This is a genomic window from Collinsella aerofaciens (assembly GCF_015558785.1).
Classification (GTDB): Bacteria; Actinomycetota; Coriobacteriia; order Coriobacteriales; family Coriobacteriaceae; genus Collinsella; species Collinsella aerofaciens_P.
This window is the reverse complement of the sequence record NZ_JADMOP010000006.1, coordinates 79,592-103,676: the sequence shown is the minus strand read 5'-3', so window position 1 is coordinate 103,676 and position 24,085 is coordinate 79,592. Positions and strand designations below refer to the sequence as shown.

Genomic DNA, 24,085 nt, shown 5'->3' with positions numbered 1-24,085 from the left:
GCGCCTTTAGACGCGAGCCCGGGGCCCGTGGGTTATACCCTAAGAGCAAACCACCCTTTTTAAGGGTGGTTCTGATTTATCTGACGGTTTAAAACGGTCTCACGTGTTACAGATTAAGACGTTATATCTGGACAGTCACGCCATCCCAATTACATCCCCGTTAGCAGCACGATGTCGAGAATCGTCACGATGACGCCAATCCCTACGAGCAGCGCGTTGAGCGGGCGCGAGTTGGCGTATTTGCCCATAACGCGGGCTGAGCTGGTGAGCCGTATGAGCACAAAGACCGTAATCGGCAGTTGAAGCGACAGCAGTGCCTGACTCCAGATGAGACCCTCAAAAGGATTTGGGACGACCAAGCACGCCGCCACTGCGCCGACGAAACAAGCCGCCACCCCGATCGAGGAATGTCGGTCGTGGATGTCGTATTCCTCGTCGAACATGCCCGCGGTGATGGTTCCCGCCGCCATGCCCGCTGTCACGCTGCTCGATAGTCCCGCGAACAGCAGCGCTACCGCAAAGATGGTCGAGCTCGCCGGGCCCAAGATGGGGGAGAGCGTGGCCGCTGCGACGGCGAGGTCGTCTACGACAATGCTGTGCGCAAAGAAGGTCGTTGCGGCCAGGATGACCATGGCCGAGTTGATTGCCCAGCCCACGCCCATCGAAAAGAGCGTGTCGAAGAGCTCGTAGCGCAGACGTTCTTCGATAACTTGCTCGCCTTGGCCTTCGAAGTGCATGGATTGGATGACCTCGGAGTGCAGGAAGAGGTTGTGAGGCATAACAACCGCGCCTAGGACACTTACGATAATCGCGGCCGAGCCGGTGGGCATACTGGGTGTGATCCAGCTTGCGGCGGCCTGCGGCCAGTCGACCTTGACCAGCGTAAGCTCAGCCAAAAACGAGAGTCCTACCACGCCTACGAAGGCGATGATCCATCGCTCGGCGCGCTTGTAGGAGCTCGTCATGAGCATCGCCATCGATACTGCCGCCACGATGACGCAGCCCGCGCGCACGGGCAGCCCAAAGAGCATTTGAAGGGCAATCGCGCCACCCAGGACTTCGGCCATGGCGGTGGCGATGGTCGCGAGATAGGCGCTGGCGAGCACCATGTGTCCCACGATGCGGGGGAGGTAGTGTGTCGTGGCCTCGGCAAGACAGGTGCCCGTGGCGATGCCCAGGTGCGCCGCGTTGTGCTGCAGCACAATGAGCATAATTGTGGACAGCGTGACGATCCACAGCAGCGCGTAGCCAAACTGCGAGCCCGCGGCCATATTGGAGGCCCAGTTGCCCGGGTCGATAAAGCCGACGGTCACGAGCAGCCCGGGGCCGATGTGCCGCGCAATGTCTAGGCCTCCGTGACCACCGGTGCGCCGGGAACCAAAGTGTTGTTTGAGATGGTTGAGCATGGTGCACTCCTGCGTGCCGTTTGTTTGACGCCGTAAAGGGTACCCGTTTTAGGCTTAAAGGTTAACCGAGACTAACAAAATTGTTGTATTTGAATAGGATGGGGAAAGGAGTTGCCGAAATGTCTTGATCTGTAACAACTAGGGATGGAAATTGGACCTAGGTGTTACAGATCGAGACAGGAAGAAATGGTCCTATGGAAAATCTCGATCTGTAACAGTTAGCTGCAAAAACCGGCCCTTCGTGTTACAGATCGAGACATTCGGAACTGTCTCTCGAAAACATCTCAATCTGTAACATCTAGGCGCCAAAATTGGGTCTTCCTGTTACAGATTGAGATGTTTGAAGCGGTGAGCATACGGGCCGAACTTGGGGCCCTTGTTGTCGTCCTTGAGCTCGGCGGCACCCACTCGCAGGGCGCGCGTTACGCGATTGTTTCGAAACGGGTGGGAAACACAACGGGCCGGCGATGCTCCTAGTATCCCTATTCAACTGACTGTCTAAATATCTAGGGGAGGATCGCGATGCAGGCAGATTCCGCTCAGCAGCAGGGCCTTTATCGCCCCGAATTCGACCACGATGCATGTGGCATCGGCGCGCTTGCCGATATCAACGGTGAGCGTCATCACCAGATTCTGGACGATGCGCTGTCCATTCTGGTCAACTTGGAGCACCGCGGCGGCACCGGACTCGAGAAGAACACCGGCGACGGCGCCGGAATCCTGTTCCAGGTTCCGCATCATTTTTTCCGCAAAGAGGCTCAAAAGTGCGGCCAGATTCTGCCGGCAGAGGGCGACTATGGCGTGGCCATGCTGTTCTTCCCGCAGGACGACAAGGGCGTAGAGGATGCCCGCCGCGTGTTTGAGGAGGGCTGCGCCGAGGCCGGCGTGCCGCTGCTTTTTTGGCGCGAGGTGCCGGTCGACCCGCACGATTTGGGCGAGACGGCCCGCGCCTGCATGCCCACCATCTTGCAGGCCTTCCTGGGCCGTCCGGACGACACGCCCGCCGGCGATGCCTTCGAGCGTCGTCTGTACGTGTGCCGCCGCACCATCGAGAAGAAGGCCGACGTCGAGTTTGCCCTGCGCGACAAGATCTTCTATGTGTGCTCCATGAGCTCGCGCACCATCGTGTACAAGGGTATGCTGGTCGCCACGCAGATGCGCCGCTTCTTCATCGATCTCAACGACGCCGCCGTCAAGACGGCCGTGGCGCTCGTCCACTCGCGCTACTCCACCAACACCACGCCCAGCTGGGAACGCGCGCACCCCAACCGTTATATCATCCATAACGGCGAGATCAACACCCTCAAGGGCAACGTCAACTGGATCCGCGCCCGCGAGCCCAACCTGTACAGTCCCGTGCTGCAGCATGATCTTGAGCGCGTGATGCCCATCATCAACCGCGAGGGCTCCGATTCCGCGATTCTGGACAACGTGCTTGAGTTTTTGGTCATGAACGGTCGCCCGCTTACGCGTGCCGCGTCCATGCTGTTGCCCGAGCCGTGGGACCACAACGACAGCCTGAGTGAGGAGCGCCGCGCCTACGACGCTTACCAGTCCATGCTCATGGAGCCGTGGGATGGCCCGGCGGCCATCGCCTTTACCGACGGTCGCACGCTGGGTGCCGCCCTCGACCGTAACGGCCTGCGTCCCGCCCGCTACTATGTGATGCGCGACGGTCGCTTTATGCTGGCAAGCGAGGTGGGCACCATCGAGGTGAGCCCCGAGAACATCCTGACGAGCGGCTGTCTGGGACCGGGCCAGATGCTCGAGGTCGATTTTGCCCGCGGCCGCGTCATCTACAACGACGAGCTGCGCGCCCGTTACGCCAAGGAAAAGCCCTATCGCGACTGGATCGCCGAGGAGACGCTGACCGTCGACGCGCTCGACAAGCCCGTCGCGCCCACGCCCGCCGAGGATACCGAGGTGCCCGCCGCCGTGCGCATGGCCAAGCTCGGGTATCACTGGGATGATGTTGACGAAGTCGTGCGTCCCATGGCCCAGCAGGGCAAGGCGCCGCTCGCCTCGATGGGTATCGATGCGCCGCTGGCCTGCCTGTCCAAGAAGACGCGCTCGTTCTTCGACTACTTCTATCAGCTGTTCGCTCAGGTCACGAATCCGCCCATCGACGCTCTTCGCGAGCATATGGTCACCTCGACCACGCTCTACCTGGGCAACCACGGCAACCTGCTCGAGGACTCCCGTACGGCCTGTCAGCTGGTGCGCCTGGAGCGTCCGCTGCTGAGCGAGGAGGAGTTCGAGCGTATCTGCGCCATCGACCGCGTGGGCTTTAAGACCCGCCGTTTCCGTGCCGTCTACCGCCGCGATGCCGGCGAGGGTGCGCTGCAGGCTGCGCTCAAGCAGCTTGCAGAGGACGTTGAGGCCGCGGTCCGTGACGGCGTGAACATCGTGGTGTTGAGCGACCGTGCCGCCGCGGGCGAGGTGCCCGTACCGTCGCTGCTCGCCGTGGGCTGCGTGCACAACCACCTGATCCGCGCCGGCGTGCGTACCTTTGCCGACATCGTGGTGGAGTGTGGCGACGCCGTGTCCCCGCACGACTTTGCGGCGCTGGTGGGCTACTCCGCGAGCGGCATCTATCCGTACAACGCGCATGCGTGCATTCGCGACTTGGCGGCGCACGGCGATCTGGACGTGACAGCCGAGCAGGGCATTGCCAACTACAACAAGGCTGCGACCGCCGGCATCGTCTCCATCATGTCCAAGATGGGCATCTCCACGGTGCAGAGCTACCATTCGGCGCAGATCTTCGAGGCCGTGGGCTTCACTCCGGAGTTCGTCAACGCGTACTTCGCCGGCACGGTGAGCCGTGTGGGCGGTATGGGTGTCGAGGACGTTGAGCGCGAGCAAAACGAGCGCTACGACGCCGCACTCGCTATCCTTAAGAGCCCGGCTCCCGATCAGCTGCCCACGTTGGGCCTGACCAAGTGGCGCCCGCTCGGCGGCGAGGATCACCTCATCGATCCGCAGACCGTCTACTTGCTGCAGACCGCCTGCCGCGAGGACAGCTACGACACCTTTAAGGAGTACAGCGCCCGCCTGCACCTCACGGGCCGTGCCGTGCGCCTGCGTGACTTGCTCGACTTTAATGCCAACGGTCGCACGCCGGTTTCGCTCGACGAGGTGGAGCCCGCGCTCAACATCGTCCGCCGCTTTAATACCGGTGCCATGTCGTACGGCTCCATCAGCAAGGAAGCACACGAGTGCATGGCCATCGCCATGAACCGCCTGCACGGCCGTTCCAACTCCGGCGAGGGCGGCGAGGACCCGCGTCGCGAGACCCCGCTGGCCAACGGCGACTCCAAGAACTCCGCGATCAAGCAGGTGGCAAGCGCGCGCTTTGGCGTGACAAGCCGTTATCTGTGCAGCGCCTTCGAGATTCAGATCAAGATGGCCCAGGGCGCCAAGCCTGGCGAGGGCGGTCACCTGCCCGGCAAGAAGGTCTACCCCTGGATTGCCGAGGTCCGTCAGTCCACGCCCGGCATCGGCCTGATCTCACCTCCGCCGCACCACGACATCTACTCCATCGAGGACCTGGCAGAGCTGATCTTCGATCTTAAGAACGCCAATCCCGGCGCACGCGTGTCGGTCAAGCTGGTCAGCGAGGCCGGCGTCGGCACCATCGCCACTGGTGTTGCCAAGGGCGCTGCCGACAAGATCTTGATCAGCGGCCACAATGGCGGCTCGGGTGCCGCTGCGCGCGACTCTATCTGGCACGCGGGTCTGCCGCTGGAGCTTGGCCTTGCCGAGGCCCAGCAGACGCTGCTGCAAAACGGCCTGCGCTCGCGCGTGGTGCTCGAGGCCGACGGCAAGCTTATGGACGGTACCGATGTCGCCGTTGCCTGCCTGTTGGGTGCCGAGGAGTTTGGCTTTGCGACCATGCCGCTCATCTCCATGGGCTGCCTCATGCAGCGTGACTGCCAGCAGGATACCTGCCCGGCCGGCATCGCTACGCAAAACTGCCGCCTGCGTCGTGGCTTCCGCGGCAAGCCCGAGCACGTCGAGCGCTTTATGCTCTTTGTTGCCGAGCAGTTGCGCGAGGTCATGGCGAGCCTGGGCTTCCGCACCATCGATGAGATGGTCGGCCATCCCGAGTGCTTGCGCCAGATCGAGGTCCCGGGCAACCGCAAGGCCAACCTGCTCGATTTGTCGCCCGTGCTGGCGAGCGCGACCTGCGAGTTCGGCGCTCATATCTCGGGTGCCGACGGTCGCCACTTCCTGCCGCAGATGGCCGCGGACAGCGAGCTCGACAAGACGCTCGACTCCACGTTGTTTGTGCCCTATACGGCCGATGCCCGTGCGCACCTGCGTCCGATTCGCTTCCGCGCCGATATCGCCAACGTCAACCGTTGCGTGGGCACCATCCTGGGCAATGCGGTGACCAAGGCGCATCCCGAGGGTCTGCCTGCCGGCTCCATTACCATCGATTGCGATGGTTCGGCTGGTCAGAGCTTTGGCGCCTTCCTGCCGCGCGGCATTACACTCAACGTGTGCGGCGACGCCAACGACTACTTTGGCAAGGGTCTTTCGGGCGGCGAGGTGTCGGTGCGCCCCAACCCGCATGCGACCTACAAGTTCGACGAGAACATCATCGTGGGCAACGTTGCGTTCTTTGGCGCTACGAGCGGCCGTGGCTTTATTAACGGCCTGGCCGGCCAGCGCTTTGGCGTACGCAACTCCGGTGCCACCGTGGTGGTCGAGGGTTGCGGCAACCATGGCTGCGAGTACATGACGGGCGGTCTGGCGCTCATCCTGGGTGAGGTCGGGCAGAACTTCGCTGCCGGTATGACGGGTGGCGTGGCTTATGTCTTTGACCAGTACGGCACGCTCGATGCCCGTGTGAACCACGAGAGCGTTGAGCTCAAGGCCCCGACGGCCGGCGAGCTGGCGCAGATTCGTGCGCTCATCCAGGAGCACGTGGACGCGACGCAGAGCCCGCGCGGTATTAAGCTGCTCTACAGCTTTGAGACGATGAGCAAGCACTTTGTGAAGGTCATTCCAACCGAGTACGAGCGCGTGCTGGCGATTGTCGCCTCCGCCGAGGCCGTCGGCAAGACGCATGCGCAGGCCGAGGAGCTGGCGTTTGACATTGTGACCGGTCGCGCCGACGCCGCCGATGTCGCTCGCTTTGATGTGGCGGGTGGTGTTGCTGGCGCTGCGCCCGCCACCGCCAGCTCTGTTGCTTCGACCAAGAAGGAGGCGTAAGTGCCATGGGTAAGCCCGGTGCTTTTCTTGATATCGATCGCGTGACCCACGAGCTGCGCCCCGTGGAGGAGCGCAGCCGCGATTTCGATCCACTGTACGTGGAGCTCGATGACGACGCGCGTCGCGCCCAGGCGAGCCGCTGCATGATGTGCGGTGTGGCGTTTTGTCAGATGGGCGCGAGCTTTGGCAAGGCGCGCCCGAGCGGCTGTCCGCTGCACAACTTGATTCCCGAGTGGAATGAGCTGGTGTACCGCGGCCGCTGGGATGAGGCTGCCGAGCGCCTGTCGCTCACCTCGCCCATGCCCGAGTTCACAAGTCGCGTGTGCCCGGCGCTGTGCGAGGCTGCGTGCAACCTGGGTTCGGTCGATGGCCAGCCCACGACGATCCATGACAACGAGCGAGCGATCAGCGACCATGAGTGGGCCAACGGCGGTCCGCGCAGCTTTGAGCCGGCAGGGGAGGGCGCGCCCACGGTTGCCGTGGTGGGCTCCGGTCCTGCTGGTCTGGTGGCAGCATGGGAGCTTGCGCGTCGCGGTGCCCGCGTGACGGTGTTTGAGCGTGACGACCGCCCGGGTGGTTTGCTTATGTACGGCATTCCCAACATGAAGCTCGAGAAGTCCGTGGTCGAGCGTCGCGTGACACTTATGCGCGAGCTGGGTATTGTGTTTGAGCTGGGTGCTGACGTTACGAACCCTGCGGTGGCGGCCAAGCTCAACGGCTTTGACGCTGTCGTGGTGGCTGCCGGCGCTCGTGCCCCGCGTGGGCTTTCGGCTGCGAATATTGATGCCTCGGGCGTGGTGTATGCCGTGGACTATCTGACGGCTTCGACTGTGTCGGTGCTCGATGGCGGCGAGCCTGCGGTGAATGCGCGCGGCTTGGACGTTGTGGTCATTGGCGGTGGCGATACCGGTAACGACTGCGTGGGTACCGCCGTGCGTCAGGGCGCGCGCAGCGTGCGCCAGTTTGAGTTCTTGCCGGCGGCACCCGATAAGCGCGCGGCGAGCAACCCCTGGCCGCAGTGGCCCAATGTGAAGAAGACCGACTACGGCCAGCAGGAGGCTATCGCTGCGATGGGTGGCGAGATGCGTGCCTGGGGCGTTGATACGCTCGAGGTGCTGCTGGACAAGAAGGGTGCGGCTGCGGGTCTGCGCGTGGTCGATCTGGACTGGTCGGCGGGAAAGCCCGAGCGCATCGCGGGTTCCGAGCACGAGGTGCCGGCGCAGCTGGTGCTCATCGCTTGCGGCTTTACGGGTCCTGAGCATGGCGTGCTCGACGCGGTGGGCGTGCCCGTTGCCACCACTGGTCGTCCGCTGCCTGTGATGGCTGCCGAGGGCTCGCATCTTGCAGCGCGTGTCGACGGCGTCGCCGCGGGCGCCACACCGGTATACGTGGCCGGCGATGCTCGCAATGGCAGTTCGCTCGTGGTAAGCGCCATGGCCGACGCCCTGGCCTGCGCTGCCGAAGTCGCCGAGGCGCTGGAGCTGTAAGGCGGCTGTTCACAATTGAATCGTCAAGGGCTGTCCCCAACTGCCGGCACATAAGGAGCGTCCCCAAGTGCCGGCATGCTGGGGACGTTCCTTTTGGGTCGGCATTCGGGGACACTTCTTGCGGGTTTGCGACCGATTTGTTCGTTTGTCGACGCGCGAGTGTCCATTCGGCGTCTTTTTGAGCTGTGGTCACCTGTTGTTTCTGTGGTGGCTGTGGGCATATGGCTCAAAAGGGCGGGTTGGCCGTCTATGTTTACCTGCGGTTTTATTGCGGTGCGCATTTTCGGTCAAGCATCCCGTCAAGTGTTTGGTCAGCAGTTGGTTTGCAGCCGGAGGCCTATTTTGTCCGTGCTGACAGTGGCTGCCCACCCTCCTCGTAAGCTCAAATTGAGGTTCATCAGTTTGAGGAGGATGCCGTGACTGACCACGTTTTAGACCGAGCGCATCTGGCCGAAGCCGTCGGTAACGATATTGCCGACATGGCCCATTTTTGGATGCTGCGGAAGTTTCAGTTTTTGGAGCCGGCGCGCGAGCAGTTCGAGATCATTGTCGACCCGTGGCTCGGCTATTGCACCGAGCCTTCCCAAAACGAAATCATGGCCTACAACATGGCATTTACCGATTGGCTGCTCTTCGAGCGCCCCTATCGCCATGGCAAGACGCTGCTCGAGCTGTATGTTGATGAGCCGCCGGCATCGCTTTCGCCTGCCTCGCTCAAGCGGCTCGAGCAGGTATACGACACGCAGTATTTCTCGCGCTTTGGCATTTTGGACAAGGATCCTGCGACTGGTATGGTCGCGCTGAAGGACACACGCACCGACCGTCGCTTTGACGTCTACGATCCGCATATCGTGCAAAAGGAGCATTGGAGCGACGGAGCGATTGCGGTGCGCCTCGCCTGCGTCGACGATGTCTGGCTGACGGCGGGACAACTCTATCTGTATGACATCGCACGCCTGAGTGACACGGCGGTCGATGGGCCTGGTGCGGTGCATCCGGAGGACCTGCAGGATGGCTTTGACACCTCGTGCATCAGTTTCTTCTTGCGTCTGGTCCGCGACATCATGGGCGCCCAGGGGCGGTACGTAAAGTCGCTCAACATCTACGAGCAGGAGTGGGAGTAGGGGGTGTTACTGGTGTCGCTCTGCTGCCCCTGACTTTGTCTCAATCTGTAACGTTTAGGGACAAAAAACCGGTCTACCTGTTACAGATCGAGACGAACGCTTGGGCGCCGCTGGTTTGTCTAAATCTGTAACGTTTGGGGGCTGGAGAACGTCTAACTGTTACAGATTGAGACGGAAGGTTGGCGGCTGCCGAAAGATCTTGTTCTGTAACAACTAGAGGCTCAAAGACTGTCTTCCTGTTACAGATCAAGACATTTGCCAGCGGAGGCACGGTGACGATGGTCCATTTGTCTGACGTGGTGGTGATGAAAGTGTCTAATACCGTTCTCAAACACAAACATACGACTCGCAACACGTTGGCGCGGAATAGGATGCTCGCGCGGCTCACGGAGACGGCCAAGCAAGGTGCGCTGCTCGCAACGCATGACAATACCGAGCTCATGTGGCTGCGACGCCATGTTGGAACCGACGATATCGCGGAGCCCGAGCCGTACCTGTTCTGTTTTCAGCATGATTGGGATGCATTGACGCCGGCGGAGCGAGCGCTGAGGACTATCAAAGGGCTTGCGGAATTTCATCCCGATTGGGCGTTTTGGGGCTATGACGCGGCGCTTTTGTGGGGTCTGGAGGTGCCGAATGATCTGCTCGGGCCGCGCTTTCTTGTTAAGACGGGTTGTTCGGTGACGTTGAGCGGCGGGTGCAGGTTGTTGCGTCCGCAGATGGCGGGCGCGCTCGAGCGTGTTGATGGCGTGCGGGTGACGTCGTTTTGGCGCACGGTGGAGGATTGCTTGCTGCGTGCGCCGTTCTCCTACGGGTTGGCGATTGCCGATTCTGCACTGCGGGCGAAAGGCGTATCACGTGGGGATTTGTGCGAGCGCCTCCGCGCCGATTGCGAGGGCAGGCGAGGGTATCGCAGGGCGCAGGTGATCGCGTCGTATGCGGACGGGCTGTCCGAAAACGGCGGCGAGTCTCGGTTCCGAGCGTTCTTTATTGCATACGGTTTTCCGGTTCCGGAGCTGCAGGTGGAGTTTCGTGATCCGCTCGATTCGAGCCAAGTGTTTCGCGTTGATTATTTTTGGAGGCTCGAGGACGGAACGTGCGTGATTGGCGAGCTGGACGGAAAGGGGAAGTATGCCTTGCAGAACGACGAGGGTCGGGAGTCGATCGACCCATTCGTGGCAGAACGTCAGCGGGAGTCCCATCTGACAATGCTCGGACACAAGGTGCTTCGGTTTACGTTTGATGAGCTCAAGAATCCGGGGAAGCTGGTTGAGAAGATGAGGCTGGCGGGTATTCCGCGACGGGCCGATTTGGCTGAGGAATGGAGATGCCGGTGGTATGGGCGCTGAGGGGTTTTGTCTCGATCTGTAACAGCAAGGGGCCCAATAACCCTGTACCTGTTACAGTTCGAGACATTTCCCTGGTGTCGCTGAGGTGGGACTGCAACGTATTCCGTCCCCCCACATCCCCTCTTCCCTCCGTTAGCCGATGCGTCTGCAGCAATCCAGCGGGACTAGGTAATAATGGACAAATGTTCATGTTAATCGTGAGGGAGGAGCTCGATATGGCGACTGCCGATCGTCCCACGTTGTTTATCAATGCGACCGTCCTGGATGGCTCGGAGCATATGGAGCCGCAGCCCGATATGGCCGTGGCCGTTGAGCGCGGTGTCATCACCTGGATGGGACCGAGCGCCGTGGCCCAAGCTCCAGCGGGGGCCGAGGTTATCGACCTGGCAGGTGCGTATCTCATGCCAGGCCTCATCAATATGCATGTGCATCTGTGCGGTTCGGGCAAGCCGGTTTCGGCGGGCGATGCGGGCGCGCTGATGAAGAAGCTCGACAATCCCGTGGGCCGCGCCATCGTGCGCCATATCCTCAAGAGCAGCGCTCAGCAGCAGCTGGCAAGCGGCGTGACCACGGTGCGCGGTGCAGGCGACCCGTTGTTTGCCGACATCGCCGTGCGCAACGCCATCGACGCCGGCAAGTATCAGGGTCCGCGTCTGGTGGCACCGGGAACGGGTGTCACGGTGCCGGGTGGCCACGGTGCGGGCCTCTTTGCGCAGGTGGCCAATACTCCCGCAGAGGCGGCCGAACAGGTGCGCGACCTGTATGCGCGCGGCGCCGACGTCATCAAGCTGTTCGTGACGGGTGGCGTGTTCGATGCGACCGAGGTGGGCGAGCCGGGCGTGCTGCGCATGCCGGTCGATGTCGCCGCAGCGGCGTGCAAGGCGGCGCACGAGGTTGGCCTTCCGGTTATGGCCCATGTCGAGAGTACCGAGGGCGTGAGGGCCGCGCTTGAGGCCGGTGTTGACACGATTGAGCACGGCGCTCCGTTGACGCCCGAGATCTTGGAGCTGTACCGTGGCGCCGCGGGCACGCAGCTCGAGGGGCGTGCGCCGAGCGTGACCTGCACTATCAGCCCGGCGCTGCCGTTTGTATTGCTCGACCCGGAAAAGACCCATTCGACCGATACGCAAAAGAAGAACGGCGACATCGTGTGCTCGGGCATCATCGAGAGCGCTCGTGCCGCACTGGAAGCTGGCGTTAAGGTGGGCCTTGGCACAGATTCGAGCTGCCCGTTTGTGACGCAGTACGACATGTGGCGCGAGGTGGCCTATTTTGCCAAGTATGTCGGCGTGAGCAACGCCTTTGCACTGCATACAGCCACGCAGGTTAATGCCGAGCTGCTGGGGCTGGGCGGCGAGACTGGCACAATCGAGTGCGGCAAGGCCGCCGATATCCTGGTGACGCGTGAGAACCCGCTCGATGACCTGTGCGCTCTGCGTGAGCCGGTACACGTGATGTGTCGTGGCGATCTGGTGCGCAAGCTCAAGGTGAAGCGTATTCCCGAGGTGGACGCCGAGCTCGACGCGATTATGGCCATGCCTGCCGAGGCGCTTGCCGAGGAGCTTGCCCGCGACGGCGTGGCGTAAGCGCGCGATATGGCGATGCGACAAGGGGGCAATCCTTTTGTCATAATTAGAAAAAGCCGAGGTCTCAACACGAGGCCTCGGCTTTTATTTGTCCCATGGTATGGCGGCTATGAGCGCGTCTCCATCTTGGCATGGCACTTGGGGCAGGTGACGCGGATCTTGCCTTTGCCCTTGGGAACGGAGAGCATCTGGCCGCAGTTGGGGCACTTGAGATAGGCCGTGGTCTTGCGGCCCTTCCACATCTTCTTGGCTGTGCGCTTGGCACGTTCAAAGTCTTCCTTGCTAGTACCGGCTGCGCGCGAGGCGTTGGCCGCTGCAGCTCCGCCGCCCAAGCTAGCTACAAACTTGCCCAAGCCGGGTACGTTTGCAGTCGCGGCGACAAAGGCCTCGTTCTCCTTGTGACGTGCGTCGATATTTTTGGACAGGCCGCGCAGCACGCCAATCACGATTACGGCGATGGCAATCCAGCTGAGCCACTGGATGCGGGCTATCGATCCGATCATGGCGATGATAATGCCTGCGAAGCCCATCACGATGGTGAGTTCGTCAGCGCCATTGCGGCCCTTCATAAAGTCATTCATGCAAATTGCCTTTCATTCGATATGCCGCACGCCTTTATACCCGATTTAGAGCAAGGGGGACAGGTTAATCTGCACCAATGTGGTGCAAACGTACCTGTCCCCAATGCCCCAATTACTTGGAGAGTTTGTCGACGACGCGTTCGATTTCGGCGAGTTTGGCGGCTTTGAGGTCTTCGTCGCCCGATTCGATTGCCGAAGTCACGCAGCCCTCGATATGCGCCTTGAGCACGTCGGCGTTAATGCGCGCGAGGAGCGCCTGTGTTGCCATGAGCTGCGTGGAGATGTCGACGCAATAGCGGTCCTCATCGACCATCCGCAAGATGCCGTCGATCTGGCCGCGTGCCGTTTTGAGCATGCGGGTCACCGATTTGTGGTCTGCCATCATGGCGGGTCCTCGTTTCTGGTCGATCTTCCGGATGTCCCCGTCAGTTGCGGTGAAATACGGACTGTTTAAGGGCCTAGGGCGGCTCAACAGTCCGTATTTCACCGCAACTTCTGAGGGGGCAGGTGGCGCCTGCTACGCGGCGGTTACGGACAGGGCATGGAATTTCTCGCCGGCGCCCTCGACGGCGGCAGCGAGCTGCTCAGCGGTCACGGTGTCGGCGCACTCCACCTGTACGGTCTGGGTCTCGTGATCGGCGTCGGCGTCGGTCACGCCGGCCACGTTGAGCAGCGCCGTCTCGACGGTGGCATCGCAGTGGCCGCACATAAGGCCGGAAGTCTTGATCGTGTAACGCATGGGTATTCCTCTCTGTTGTGTCGGCTTTCCCAGGCACCCGACCTTGACCTTCAAACCGTCGCTCGCGTACCAAAGTACGCGTCGCTCCTCTTTCAGGTCAATCTCGGGTACCTGGAAAACCCGTTCTAAATGAACGTAATAGTGAGCCTATTTTGCCACTTTAGGCTTAAAGGATTTCAAACGCAGGGCATTGGACACGACGCACACGCTCGACAGGCTCATGGCCGCGGCGCCAAACATCGGCGAGAGCTGCCATCCGGTGAGCGGGAAGAACGCGCCCGCGGCGAGCGGAATGCCAATGCCGTTGTAGAACAGCGCCCAGAACAGGTCCTGCTTGATGTTGCGGATTGTGGCACGTGACAGCTCGATGGCACGGGCGACGTCCATGAGGTCGCTGCGCATGAGAACCACATCTGCCCCTTCTTTGGCGATGTCGGCGCCGGTACCGATGGCAAGGCCCACGTCGGCGCGCGCCAGGGCGGGGGAGTCGTTGATGCCGTCGCCCACCATGGCGACCTTGCCGCCCGCGTCCTGCAGCTCGCGCACATGGCGTTCCTTGTCGGCGGGGAGGACGTCGGCGATGACTTGCTCGCTGCTCAGTCCCACGCGGCGGGCGATTGCTTCGGCAGTGACGCGGTTGTCGCCGGTGAGCATGCGCACGTCGACGCCAAGCGAGCGCAATGCGGCGATGGCCCCGGCGCTCGTCTCCTTGACCTCGTCAGCCACGGCAATGGTGCCGGCAAGCTCGCCGTTCTTGGCAAAGAACAACGGCGTCTTGCCTTCGGCGGCAAATTGCTCGGCGAGCCCCTCGGGCACGGTAACGCCCAGCTCGTTCATCAGGCGCATATTGCCGGCGGCAATGACATTCTGCCCCTCGCGTGCCGTAACGCCTCGCCCGGGCACGGCAGTAAAGTCCTCGACCATGCGCGCGACGATTCCGCGTGTCTTGCACTCGGCCATAATCGCCTCGGCCAGCGGGTGTTCGCTTGAGCGCTCCAGCGCGGCGGCCAGCTTGAGTAGCGCCTTTTCGCTCATGGCGGGCGATCCGTCGGCGCGCGTGGCTACCACGATATCGGTCACGGCAGGCTTGCCGCGAGTGACCGTTCCCGTCTTATCGAGCACCACGGTGCCCACGCTGCGCAGATTCTCCAGCGCCTCGGCGCTCTTGAACAGAATGCCCATCTCGGCGCCCTTGCCGGTGCCGACCATAATAGCGACGGGCGTGGCCAGACCCAATGCGCACGGACAGCTGATCACCAGCACAGCGACGGCGGAGGTGAGCGCTTCGTTCACGCTACCGGTCAGTGCCATCCACGCCACGAAGGTCATGGCCGAGATCACGAATACCACGGGCACGAACACGCCGGCGACCTTGTCGGCCATGCGGGCGATGGGCGCCTTGGTGGCGTTGGCGTCCTCGACGAGCTGGATAATCTTGGCGAGCGACGTGTCGGCGCCCACACGCGTGGCGCGGAAGGTAAACGAGACCGTGCGGTTGACCGTGGCCGCATTGACAGTGTCGCCGGCGGTCTTCTCCACGGGAATGGATTCACCAGTGAGCGCGCTTTCGTCCACGGCCGAGCTGCCCTCGAGCACCACGCCATCGACGGGGATGGACTCGCCGGGGCGCACACGCAGCACCTGGCCGGGCAGAATGGCATCGACGTCGACGGTGGCCTCGGTACCGTCCTCTGCCACGACGGTCGCGGTCTTGGGTGCCAGGTCGATGAGCGCCTCGATGGCGCCGCCGGTCTTGGATTTGCTGCGTGTCTCGAGGTATTTGCCCACGGTGACGAGCGACAGGATCGTGCCCGCACTCTCAAAATAGAGGTTGTCCATGCCTGTCATCATGGCCTCGTGGACCTGGCCCGCGGCTAACTGATCGGCCATGATGAACATGGCGTAGAGCGACCAGGCGATGGAGGCGGTGGCGCCGACGGCGATGAGGGCGTCCATGGTGGGCGCGCCGTGCACGAGCGATTTAAACCCGTTGATAAAGTACGCGTCGTTGACGTAGACGATGGGGACGAGCAGGACGAGCTCGGTGAGCGCGAGCGTCATGCTGTGGGTGTGGTCGGTGAAGATGCCGGGCAGCGGCCAGCCGAGCATGTGCCCCATGCCTATGTAGAACAGTGGGATGAGGAATACGATCGAGACGATGAGGCGGGTGCGCATGGCAGAGGCGGCGGCCTCCAACTTTTTGGTCGGCGACTCCATATGGGCGGCGCCGGACCTGGCTTGCGCACTTCCGCTTTGGACAGCGTCGGTGCCCGTGCTGATGGGCGAGGCCGAGTAGCCCGCGCGGTCGACGGCGGTGCAGATATCGTCGGGGGAGACCTGCGCGGGGTCATAGTCGACCATCATGGAACCGGCGAGCAGGTTGACCGCGACGCTCTCGACGCCGTCGAGCTTGCTCACGGCGCGGTCCACATGCGCCTGGCAGGCGGCGCATGTCATGCCGCCCACGTCGAACTTATCTTGAGCCATGGCTGCTCCTTTCTGTGACGTAGTGTCGGAAATGTTAACCTGCCGATACTATACACCCATACCCCCTGGGGGTGTCCAGTACAGAAAGAAATGTATGACATTTCGCTACAGATGAGGGTGGCTGCCGGGTTGGTGCACCATCCCCGCCCTTCGTCTCAATCTGTAACATCTAGCCCAGTTTTTGCCGAGCTGCTGTTACAGAATGAGACAAACTCTCCGGCGGCAAATCAATATCTCGATCTGTAACATCTAGCGGGGAAAATGACCTCTAACTGTTACAGATTGAGATTTTGTTTTGAGAGGTTTGAGTTTGTCTCCATCTGTAACAGTTAGACCGGTTTTTGGATTCCAGATGTTACAGATCGAGACGAACCTTCAGCAATAAACTCAATGTCTCAATCTGTAACATCTGGCGGGAAATATGACCCCTTACTGTTACAGATCGAGACAGACCGTCCGCGGCCAACTCAAATGTCTTGATCTGTAACATCTAGAGAGGTTTTTGACCCCTTACTGTTACAGATTGAGATGTTGTCTCGCGGGATTGGGGTTTGTCTCGTTCTGTAGCATCTAGACCTGTATCTGCCGAGCTAGTGTTACAAATCGAGACAACTGCCGGGGAGGGGTCCCGTCACGGCAAGACGCCCGCCGCCTAGATACAGAACCCGGGGATCACACAGGTTCGTTTGTTTGGCTTGTCCGCAGGCGTTGCGTACGTAAAGACGTCGCCGTCGTGGCCCACGCGGTTTATGTAGAGCGTGCCTTCGGTCTCCGACGTATCGGGGCTCACCGTGCGCTCCCACCAGCAGGTGTCCTTGCCCTTCCACTGGCGGACCATCGTCTCGTTCGTGGAATACGGGCTCACCTTGAGCTCGCGGAAGAGCTGATACTCCTTGCCCTCGCCGTTGTAGATGTCAGCAAGGTAGTGATAGTCCTCGACAAACGAATCGGGCGGTTGCGCGCCGCACAGCTCGACCATGGCGGGCAGCCAAAGGGTTGCGGGCAACTCGCTCAGGCACGATGCGCTGTTGGCGGCGCCCACATTGTTCGAGACCTTCTTGACCCCTTTAATGAGTGCGCGCAACTCGTTGGGCAGCAGCTTAAGGCCGTCGCCGTTGAGCCATTCCCGCAGCTCGCAATCTGCCCAGCCGGCGCTCGGCGGTTCAGCTGCAGCGTTGCGCTCGGCAATACCCGCGTCGAACATAAACGTCAGCCCGGCCTTGCCCGTACCGTCCAGAAGCTCATCGTGACGGATGCCCACAAGCTGCGCGCCGACCTCCAGCCCGTTGGTGAGCGTGACACGCTTGGTGCACGGATAGGGGATATGCCCATCAGCGTCGAGCAGGTGGTAACGCTTGGCAATCTCGCGTGCCTCGCTACGGGTCTCGGCGGCCTTAATCTTGAGCGAAATCTCCTGCAGCTGATCCCAGGTGTAGTCGTCAAGTGAACCGCGGATGCCGTCAAGGTAGTCGGGGATGCCAAAGCCATGGGTTGCCGCCCCGATAACGCTGAGCCCCGCAACGGCTGCGATAGCGCCGCCGATAATAAAGCGGCGGCGGGTCATGGCATCGTGGCGGGCCTGATTCAGGATCTCTCGTGCGCGCTCGCCGGCGACGTCGACCTTAAGGTGCGTGCCAGAATCGATATCAATCGCGGCCTCGTCTCCTGTGCCTTCGCGGCCCTCGGATTCGGCATCAGTGAGGTATGCCGAGAGCACCTCGAGCATCTGCTGCTCGGTGGGACGATCGCACTGCTCGACTGAGAGACCCTTCATGATGATTTGGACGAGCGCTTCATCGCCCTCGCAGCGCGGCTCGAGCGGCGCCGGCTTGGTCTTGGTCTTTACGAGATAGAACGAGCCGGTTGCAGTGGCGTCCGTCGACTCAAAGTCAAACGGTTTGCGACCGCTGTAGAGCTGGTACAGAATGCTCGAAAGCGCGTAGACATCGATTGCCGGCGAACGGCGAAGGGCCGCGATGCCTTCGATATCCTGCGTGAGCATCTCGGGCGCGGCGTATGCGGGCGTGGCAAAGCGCCAGATGTCGGCGCGCCGGGTGATCGTGTCGTCGCCGAGGGCCATGGTCGCGGAGCCCATGTCGATGAGGCAGGGGTCAAAGGAGCAATCGGCAATCTGCTGCTCGAGCGTTCGGCTGGTGGTGCGGAACATGATATTGGCAGGCGACAGGTCGCGATGAATGATCGGATTCACGAGGCCTTGGGTCATCAAGAGTGCGCGAAGCACGGCGTTTCCGACGGCGGCGACCATCTGGGTGGTCAGCCCGCCCGAGGCATCGTGCGGAAGCAAGGGCAGCGCCTGCTTGAGCGAGGTTCCCTCGACCCACTCCATGAGGATGAGCGGGTCATCCTCGCGCGATCCGTAGCCATAGACGCGCGGAAATCCGCGCAGGTGCGAGACGGTACACAGATGACGGTACTCCTCGAACAGCGCGGCGGTGTTGGCCAGGGCGCTGCCGATTGCTCGGCGGAGCGGTCGGGGGCTTGGCCGGAAAGGATGGCGTTGTCCTTGAGTAGCTTGACGGCAAAGACCTCGCCGCTCGTGTTGGTCGCGCGCAGCACGTGTCCGATGTTGCCGTTGTTGCGGTGGGCCGTCTGGAGAATAAGCGTCATAAACCGACGTTTGGCGTCGTCCTCGGCGCTGGGGTCGACCGCCACGGCGGTATCGAACGTATCGAGACGGATGAGTTTGTCGCCATAGGCGCTATCGGTAGTATCCATGGCGTTCCTTTGTCTGGCATGGGTTGCCGCACGTATACGTGAGCAGTGCGGATATCGGTAAAGTACCATGATAGCCGCACTGCCCACGTATACCGCTGTGCATTGTCGTTTACGACGCAGAAGGTAGAAGACGAAAGACGGACGGCGACCGTCTTTCGATCGCCGTCCGCGCTAGTCCACAATGACAAGGAATGTCGTATAGAGACCCAAATGAAGTCTGTCGCTGTTGGCGATTTCCACGGGGGGATAGATCTTGCCGGGCTCGCGTTGGTCGCGCGGCGGCTCAATCACAATATCGCCGTCGCGCGCGCCCGATTCGAGCACCGTGCCGTTGGTCGATCCAAGGCCCTGGGCGTACCAGTGCTCACCCTCAAGCCAAATGCGAAGATGCTCGCGCGATGCGTCGGCGCCCACATCGGTGATGCTGGGCGAGGTTTTGGGCAGAGAACCAATCACGGTGCCGTGCGGATCGCGTGTGAGGGGATGGATTTGCATGTCGGCGCAGTTGTCGGCATGGGTTCTGAGCAGACCGAGGTTGGGGGCGACGGTGCGCGGCTGCTCCAGGCTGCTCATAAAGCCACGTCCGACGGTAGTTTCGGTGGTGCCAAAGTGCTCGCCCGTCTTGCTGTCGCAAAAGCGCTCGACGGTGGCCACGCCCTGAACGGGATCGGCGAGCGCCCCCGTTGCCACAAAGAGCATAAGGTAAAGCGTGCTTTTCTCGCGCACGGCATTGCCGTCAAAGTTGTCGATGCGATTGAGGGCATTTGCATATAGGCGGCTGTCCAGCTTGTAGCTGGTGAGAGCCGACATCATTTCGTTGGCGGCCGGACCGCGATAGTGCTCGGCGATTGCCCGATAGGCGGACTCGCCGCCGCCGAGCTTGCTGCAGATTGCCGAGGAAAGGTTGAGCGTGGTGACGGTAAAGTCGCTGTAGATGGAGGGCGCGCACTGGTCAGGCTTGCGATGGACGATGTAACGGGTGAGATACGAGCGGTTGGAAGAGCATTTCTCGAGCAGGGTACTGCCGAGATAAGAGTTTCCATTGATAAGCATTCGGGCGATCTCGAGATGTTTAAGACCGCCGAACGAGCGAATATCGTTATAGAGGACCGAGCAAGGCGTCTCTGCTGCCACGGATACCTCCTTTGATTGCTTCCTAGCCAATATGGCGATAGGAATTAATGGCCCCCGGTGGGCGACGTATTAAATGGCCGCGCAATATATAGCGTAACCAAAGCAACATTATAGGCCACATGTTCGAAATTGCAGGAAGCCTGAGAGATTTGGTTTGGACTGGACGGAAATCCCCCTCTGTCTTGATCTATAACAATTAGGACCGATTTTACTCGGTAACTGTTACAGATTGAGACGTTTGTGAACCGTGTCGACCGTTTGTCTCGATCTGTAACACGTAGAGGAAGATTTGCCCTGTAACTGTTACAGATTGAGACAATCAGCCGGGCCCACCTCGTCCGCCTCGTCATCTGTGGTTTACGTGGGGGCATGCGAAGCACGGGTATACTAACCGGCGGCGAATCTGCTCCATCGCTTAGAGCTGCTGCGTCTGGACGGCGCGTGATAGGGCTGCCAAAGCGATCGCCAGCGTGCTGAGCAACGTCCTCTCTGTGCGCACCCGTTTTTGTATGTATTAGCGCACTACCAAGCACGCCCGCGCGGCCGCATGCCGTGCCCATAGCGCGTGCAGATAAGGAACAACAACATATGCGTAATTCTGTATCTGACGTCACGGACGCCGAGATCCTGGACGAGGCCCGCGAGGCTATGACCCAGGCTGCCTTCGATGCCGCCGATGAGGCCAATGCTGCCCAGGCCGTCGAGTCCGCTACCGAGAGCCTGCCCGCCTTTGACGAGCTGGGGCTTTCCGACGAGATGCTCCGTGCTATCGAGAACCTGGGCTACACGGCGCCCACGCCCGTTCAGGCCGGCTCCATCCCCGTGGTGCTCGAGGGCCGTGACCTGCTTGCCGCCGCCCAGACCGGTACCGGCAAGACAGCCGCCTTTTTGCTGCCGACCATGAACAATCTGGAGCACATCGCTCCTCCCAAACCCGTGCGCGAGCGCGGCGGCCGCAACCGTCGTCGCGGTGCTAAAAAGCCCGAGGGCAACGGTCGAGGCCCCGTGATGCTCGTCATCACCCCTACGCGCGAGCTTGCCCAGCAAATCGACGAGGTCGCAAGCAAAATCGCCGACGTCACCGGCCATGTTGCCGTGACCGTCGTGGGCGGCGTGAGCTACAAGCCGCAGACCGCGGCACTTAAGTACGGCTGCGACATCCTGGTCGCAACGCCGGGCCGTCTGGTCGATCTGATCGAGCAGGGCGCCTGCCACCTGGACGAGGTTAAGGTCCTGGTGCTCGACGAGGCCGACCGTATGCTCGACATGGGCTTTTTGCCCGCCGTCCGGCGCATTGTGCGCGAGACGCCGGCCGAGCGCCAGACGCTGCTGTTCTCGGCGACCCTCGACGAGGAGGCCGTGGGCGAGATCACCGACCTGGTGAGCGACCCGGCTCGCGTGGAGATCGCACCTGCCACGTCGACCGCCGACACCGTCGATCAGTTTGTGTTCCCGGTGTCCATCGAGGCCAAAAACAACCTGCTGCCCGAGTTCCTCAAGAAGGAGGGCCCGGAGCGCACTATCGTCTTTATGCGCACCAAGCACCGCGCCGACAGCTGCTGCCGTCGTCTGGAACGTAAGGGCATCAAGGCCGCCGCGATTCATGGCAACCGCAGCCAGGCCCAGCGCGAGCGTGCCCTTTCGGCCTTCCGCGACGGTACCGTCGACGTGCTGGTGGCAACCGACGTGCTCGCCCGCGGCATCGACATCAGCGACGTGCGCTACGTCGTGAACTTTGACGTGCCGGCCGAGCCGACCGACTACATCCACCGTATTGGCCGTACGGGCCGCGCTGGCGAGCTGGGCTGGGCCATCACGTTTGTGACCGAGCAGGACGTCGACGAGTTCTACGAGATCGAGAAGCTCATGGACAAGACGGCCGATATTTACGAAGCCGGCGACCTGCACGTGGGTCCCAACCCGCCCGCCGTTGACCCCGAGCGCGATCCTGCCGCCTTTAAGGTGAAGAAGAAGACTAAGCGCGGCAAGTCCAAGAGCAAGAAGAAGCTTGAGCAGGCGCGTCGCGACGGCAAGCGCAACGGCGATGACTACGGCGATGTGGCCGGTCGTTCCAACCGCGGTCGCGACGAGCGTCGCGGCGACGGCGAGCGTCCGAGCCGTCCCAAGCGCGGCGGCAAGACCCGCGTGCGCGAGGGCGTTCAGGCTCGCGTGGACGAGGCTGTTGAGAGCGTGGCCCGCGAGGTGGCTGCCGAGGAGCGCGGCGGTGCTGTCGAGCAGGCCCCGCGTGGCAACCGTGCCGAGCGTCGTGCCAAGCAGTTCCAGGGCGAGGCGCATCGCCGCCGCCGCGAGGACGAGGATCGCGGTGGCCGTCGTCGTGTCGAGCGCGAGGACGAGGGCCACGGTTCGCGCGGTGGCAAGCGCGGTGCGGGCGACCGCCGTCGTTCCGGTCGCGACGGCGAGCGCGGCGGGCGCGATGAGCGCCGTGGCGGCGAGGGCCGTGGTGAGCGCGGTGCCCGCGGTGGCGAGTCCCGTGGCGGCAAGCGCTTTGAAGAGCGCGGTAGCCGCGGCGGCGAGCGTCGCGAGGGTGCTCGCGGCAATGGCGGCCGCGGCGGCGCCGCTCGTTCTAACGAGTCGCGCGATCGTCGTGACCCGCGTGCCAGCCGCGATCGTCGCGATGACTGGCGCAACTACGACGATACCCGCGAGGAGCGTCGCGGCGGCTATCGTGGTGGGCGTGGCGGCAACCAGGCCGGTTCCCGTGGCGGCCGCGCCGGCGGTCGCGATAACCGTGGCAGCTACGGCAACAGCCGTGGCGGCAAGCGCGGCGGCAGCTCCCGTCGCCCCGGCGACGGCGGCGGCAAGCGTAAATAACACACGCATCGCCCGCTAGAGCGAGGTGAACCAAGGGCCCCGAGCAACTACGCTCGGGGCCCTTTTTGTTTGCCGTATCCGATCGCTAGTTCAAATGTGATTTCCTCGGGAATGCATCTAGAGGATGCCGTGGGCCTGTTTCCTACCATGCGGCAATGGGTCCCATGGGGTGCGCCGTGCATTTTTTGGAGTATTCTGCAGTTCGAGTTGTCTGCATATGATTTGACGTCGCCAACGGTGGCTTTCGGATATCCCTAGCGAGCGTTCTGAGTCAGATTTCGTCGTTTTCCGGAGCAGGGGCGCGTCATTCTCGCCATGTCGGAACCCAAAATGACGCAGCGCCCTAAAGGTTTGCCCGCTCGGGGTATTGCTGGCGCGGTCACGTTGCAGAATACTCCGTTTTTTGCACGGGCCAGGATGGGGTACCTCGGGAGAACACGGCGGTATCCCGTAAATATATACAATCTGTACCGTAATTTATACAAAACGAAGAGGCAGACAGCGTAGGGTGGGTGCATTGGGGTGCTTGGTGCATCAAAACGGGGACCCCACGTGCCGTATACTCTGGCTGGATGTGAAAGCGGCTTGACGCGTTGCCAGGCGTAGGGGAGGGTGCCTCGATGAGCGTATTCGAAATTGTGTTTAGTCCGACGGGTGGAACGCAGAAGGTGTCTGGCCTTGTGGCCGGGGCACTGGACAAGAATACCGTTACCGTCGATCTGACCGTTAGCGGGCTAGATTTCAGCGCTGTCTCGATGACCGAGGACGACGTGGCCGTAATCTCTGTGCCGGCGTATGCCGGTAGAATCCCGGCTGTGGTGGCTGACCGGTTGGGCATGGTGCGCGGCAACGGGGCTCGGGCTGTTTTGGTTTGCGTATACGGAAACCGCGCGTTTGAGGACACGCTCGTAGAGCTGGAGGACGTTGCGAAGCATGCGGGATTCCGGGTGATCGCGGCAGTTGCAGCCATTGCAGAACATTCCATTGCACGACAGTTTGCTGCCGGTCGTCCGGATGCGCAGGATACGGCGCAGCTCGCAGAGTTTGCGCAGCAAATTCAGCAAAAGCTGTTGGCTGAGGATACATCCGAGCCCTCTATTCCCGGCAATCGTCCTTATAAACAAGCCGGAGGTCACCGCATGGCACCCGAGGCAACAGGGGATTGTGTCTCCTGCGGTGCATGCGCCGCGGCGTGCCCCGTTTGTGCTATCGACAAGGGTGACCCCAAACGAGCAGCTGGCGAGGCGTGCATCTCCTGCATGCGCTGCATTGCCGTATGTCCGCGAGGCGCTCGTAAGCTTGATCCCAACAAGCTATCCGCTGTTTCCCAGATGCTGAGCAAGGTTTGCGTCGCGCGGAAGGAATGCGAGCTCTTCATCTAGCGCAAGTGAGATTGGTGCAAAC

The 24,085-nt window shown here is 61.7% G+C and carries 14 protein-coding genes; 7 read left to right on the top strand and 7 right to left on the bottom strand.

Features of this window, described 5'->3' with window-relative positions; genetic code table 11:
* Positions 1-149: 149 nt before the first annotated feature.
* Positions 150-1,406 (bottom strand): Nramp family divalent metal transporter, encoded by a 1,257-nt coding sequence (locus tag I2G40_RS04610; RefSeq protein ID WP_195544344.1) that lies wholly within the window; start codon positions 1,404-1,406, stop codon positions 150-152.
* A 522-nt stretch (positions 1,407-1,928) separates the two neighbouring features.
* Here I2G40_RS04610 and gltB point away from each other — a divergent pair.
* The 5 genes from gltB (at position 1,929) to I2G40_RS04585 (ending at position 12,172) form a co-directional block, all read left to right on the top strand.
* Positions 1,929-6,626: a glutamate synthase large subunit gene (gene gltB, locus I2G40_RS04605; protein WP_195544343.1), complete on the top strand. Its 4,698-nt coding sequence runs from the start codon at positions 1,929-1,931 to the stop codon at positions 6,624-6,626.
* A 5-nt stretch (positions 6,627-6,631) separates the two neighbouring features.
* Complete coding sequence (locus tag I2G40_RS04600) at positions 6,632-8,113, top strand: glutamate synthase subunit beta (RefSeq protein ID WP_195544342.1); 1,482 nt, start codon at positions 6,632-6,634, stop codon at positions 8,111-8,113.
* A gap of 416 nt (positions 8,114-8,529) precedes the next feature.
* On the top strand, positions 8,530-9,237 hold the full coding sequence (locus I2G40_RS04595; RefSeq protein ID WP_195544341.1) for a hypothetical protein: 708 nt from the start codon (positions 8,530-8,532) through the stop codon (positions 9,235-9,237).
* A 272-nt stretch (positions 9,238-9,509) separates the two neighbouring features.
* The gene (locus I2G40_RS04590) at positions 9,510-10,586 is read left to right on the top strand and encodes a hypothetical protein (protein ID WP_195544340.1); all 1,077 of its coding nucleotides are present in this window, start codon (positions 9,510-9,512) and stop codon (positions 10,584-10,586) included.
* Positions 10,587-10,774: 188 nt separating this feature from the next.
* Positions 10,775-12,172, top strand: a complete 1,398-nt coding sequence (locus tag I2G40_RS04585; RefSeq protein WP_229090655.1) for an amidohydrolase family protein — start codon at positions 10,775-10,777, stop codon at positions 12,170-12,172.
* A gap of 107 nt (positions 12,173-12,279) precedes the next feature.
* On the opposite strand, the gene I2G40_RS04580 is transcribed toward I2G40_RS04585, so the two are convergent.
* The 6 genes from I2G40_RS04580 to I2G40_RS09765 all read right to left on the bottom strand — a co-directional run bounded on the left by I2G40_RS04580 (position 12,280) and on the right by I2G40_RS09765 (position 19,849).
* The gene (locus tag I2G40_RS04580; protein ID WP_195544338.1) at positions 12,280-12,753 is read right to left on the bottom strand and encodes a hypothetical protein; all 474 of its coding nucleotides are present in this window, start codon (positions 12,751-12,753) and stop codon (positions 12,280-12,282) included.
* A gap of 112 nt (positions 12,754-12,865) precedes the next feature.
* Positions 12,866-13,135 carry a metal-sensing transcriptional repressor gene (locus I2G40_RS04575; RefSeq protein WP_229066831.1) on the bottom strand — a complete coding sequence of 90 codons (270 nt, stop codon included), beginning with the start codon at positions 13,133-13,135 and terminating at the stop codon, positions 12,866-12,868.
* 135 nt (positions 13,136-13,270) lie between these two features.
* Complete coding sequence (locus I2G40_RS04570) at positions 13,271-13,492, bottom strand: heavy-metal-associated domain-containing protein (RefSeq protein ID WP_006235338.1); 222 nt, start codon at positions 13,490-13,492, stop codon at positions 13,271-13,273.
* A gap of 147 nt (positions 13,493-13,639) precedes the next feature.
* A complete protein-coding gene (locus I2G40_RS04565) occupies positions 13,640-15,979 on the bottom strand; it encodes a heavy metal translocating P-type ATPase (RefSeq protein WP_195544337.1) in 2,340 nt (779 codons plus the stop codon).
* Positions 15,980-16,631: 652 nt separating this feature from the next.
* Complete coding sequence (locus I2G40_RS04560) at positions 16,632-18,386, bottom strand: protein kinase domain-containing protein (protein WP_229090659.1); 1,755 nt, start codon at positions 18,384-18,386, stop codon at positions 16,632-16,634.
* Positions 18,387-18,886: 500 nt separating this feature from the next.
* Positions 18,887-19,849: an FHA domain-containing protein gene (locus I2G40_RS09765; protein WP_195544336.1), complete on the bottom strand. Its 963-nt coding sequence runs from the start codon at positions 19,847-19,849 to the stop codon at positions 18,887-18,889.
* Between the two features lie 588 nt (positions 19,850-20,437).
* Here I2G40_RS09765 and I2G40_RS04550 point away from each other — a divergent pair.
* Together I2G40_RS04550 and I2G40_RS04545 are read left to right on the top strand one after the other, a co-directional pair.
* The gene (locus I2G40_RS04550) at positions 20,438-22,681 is read left to right on the top strand and encodes a DEAD/DEAH box helicase (protein ID WP_195544335.1); all 2,244 of its coding nucleotides are present in this window, start codon (positions 20,438-20,440) and stop codon (positions 22,679-22,681) included.
* 620 nt (positions 22,682-23,301) lie between these two features.
* A complete protein-coding gene (locus tag I2G40_RS04545) occupies positions 23,302-24,063 on the top strand; it encodes a 4Fe-4S dicluster domain-containing protein (protein WP_195544334.1) in 762 nt (253 codons plus the stop codon).
* Positions 24,064-24,085 lie beyond the last annotated feature (22 nt).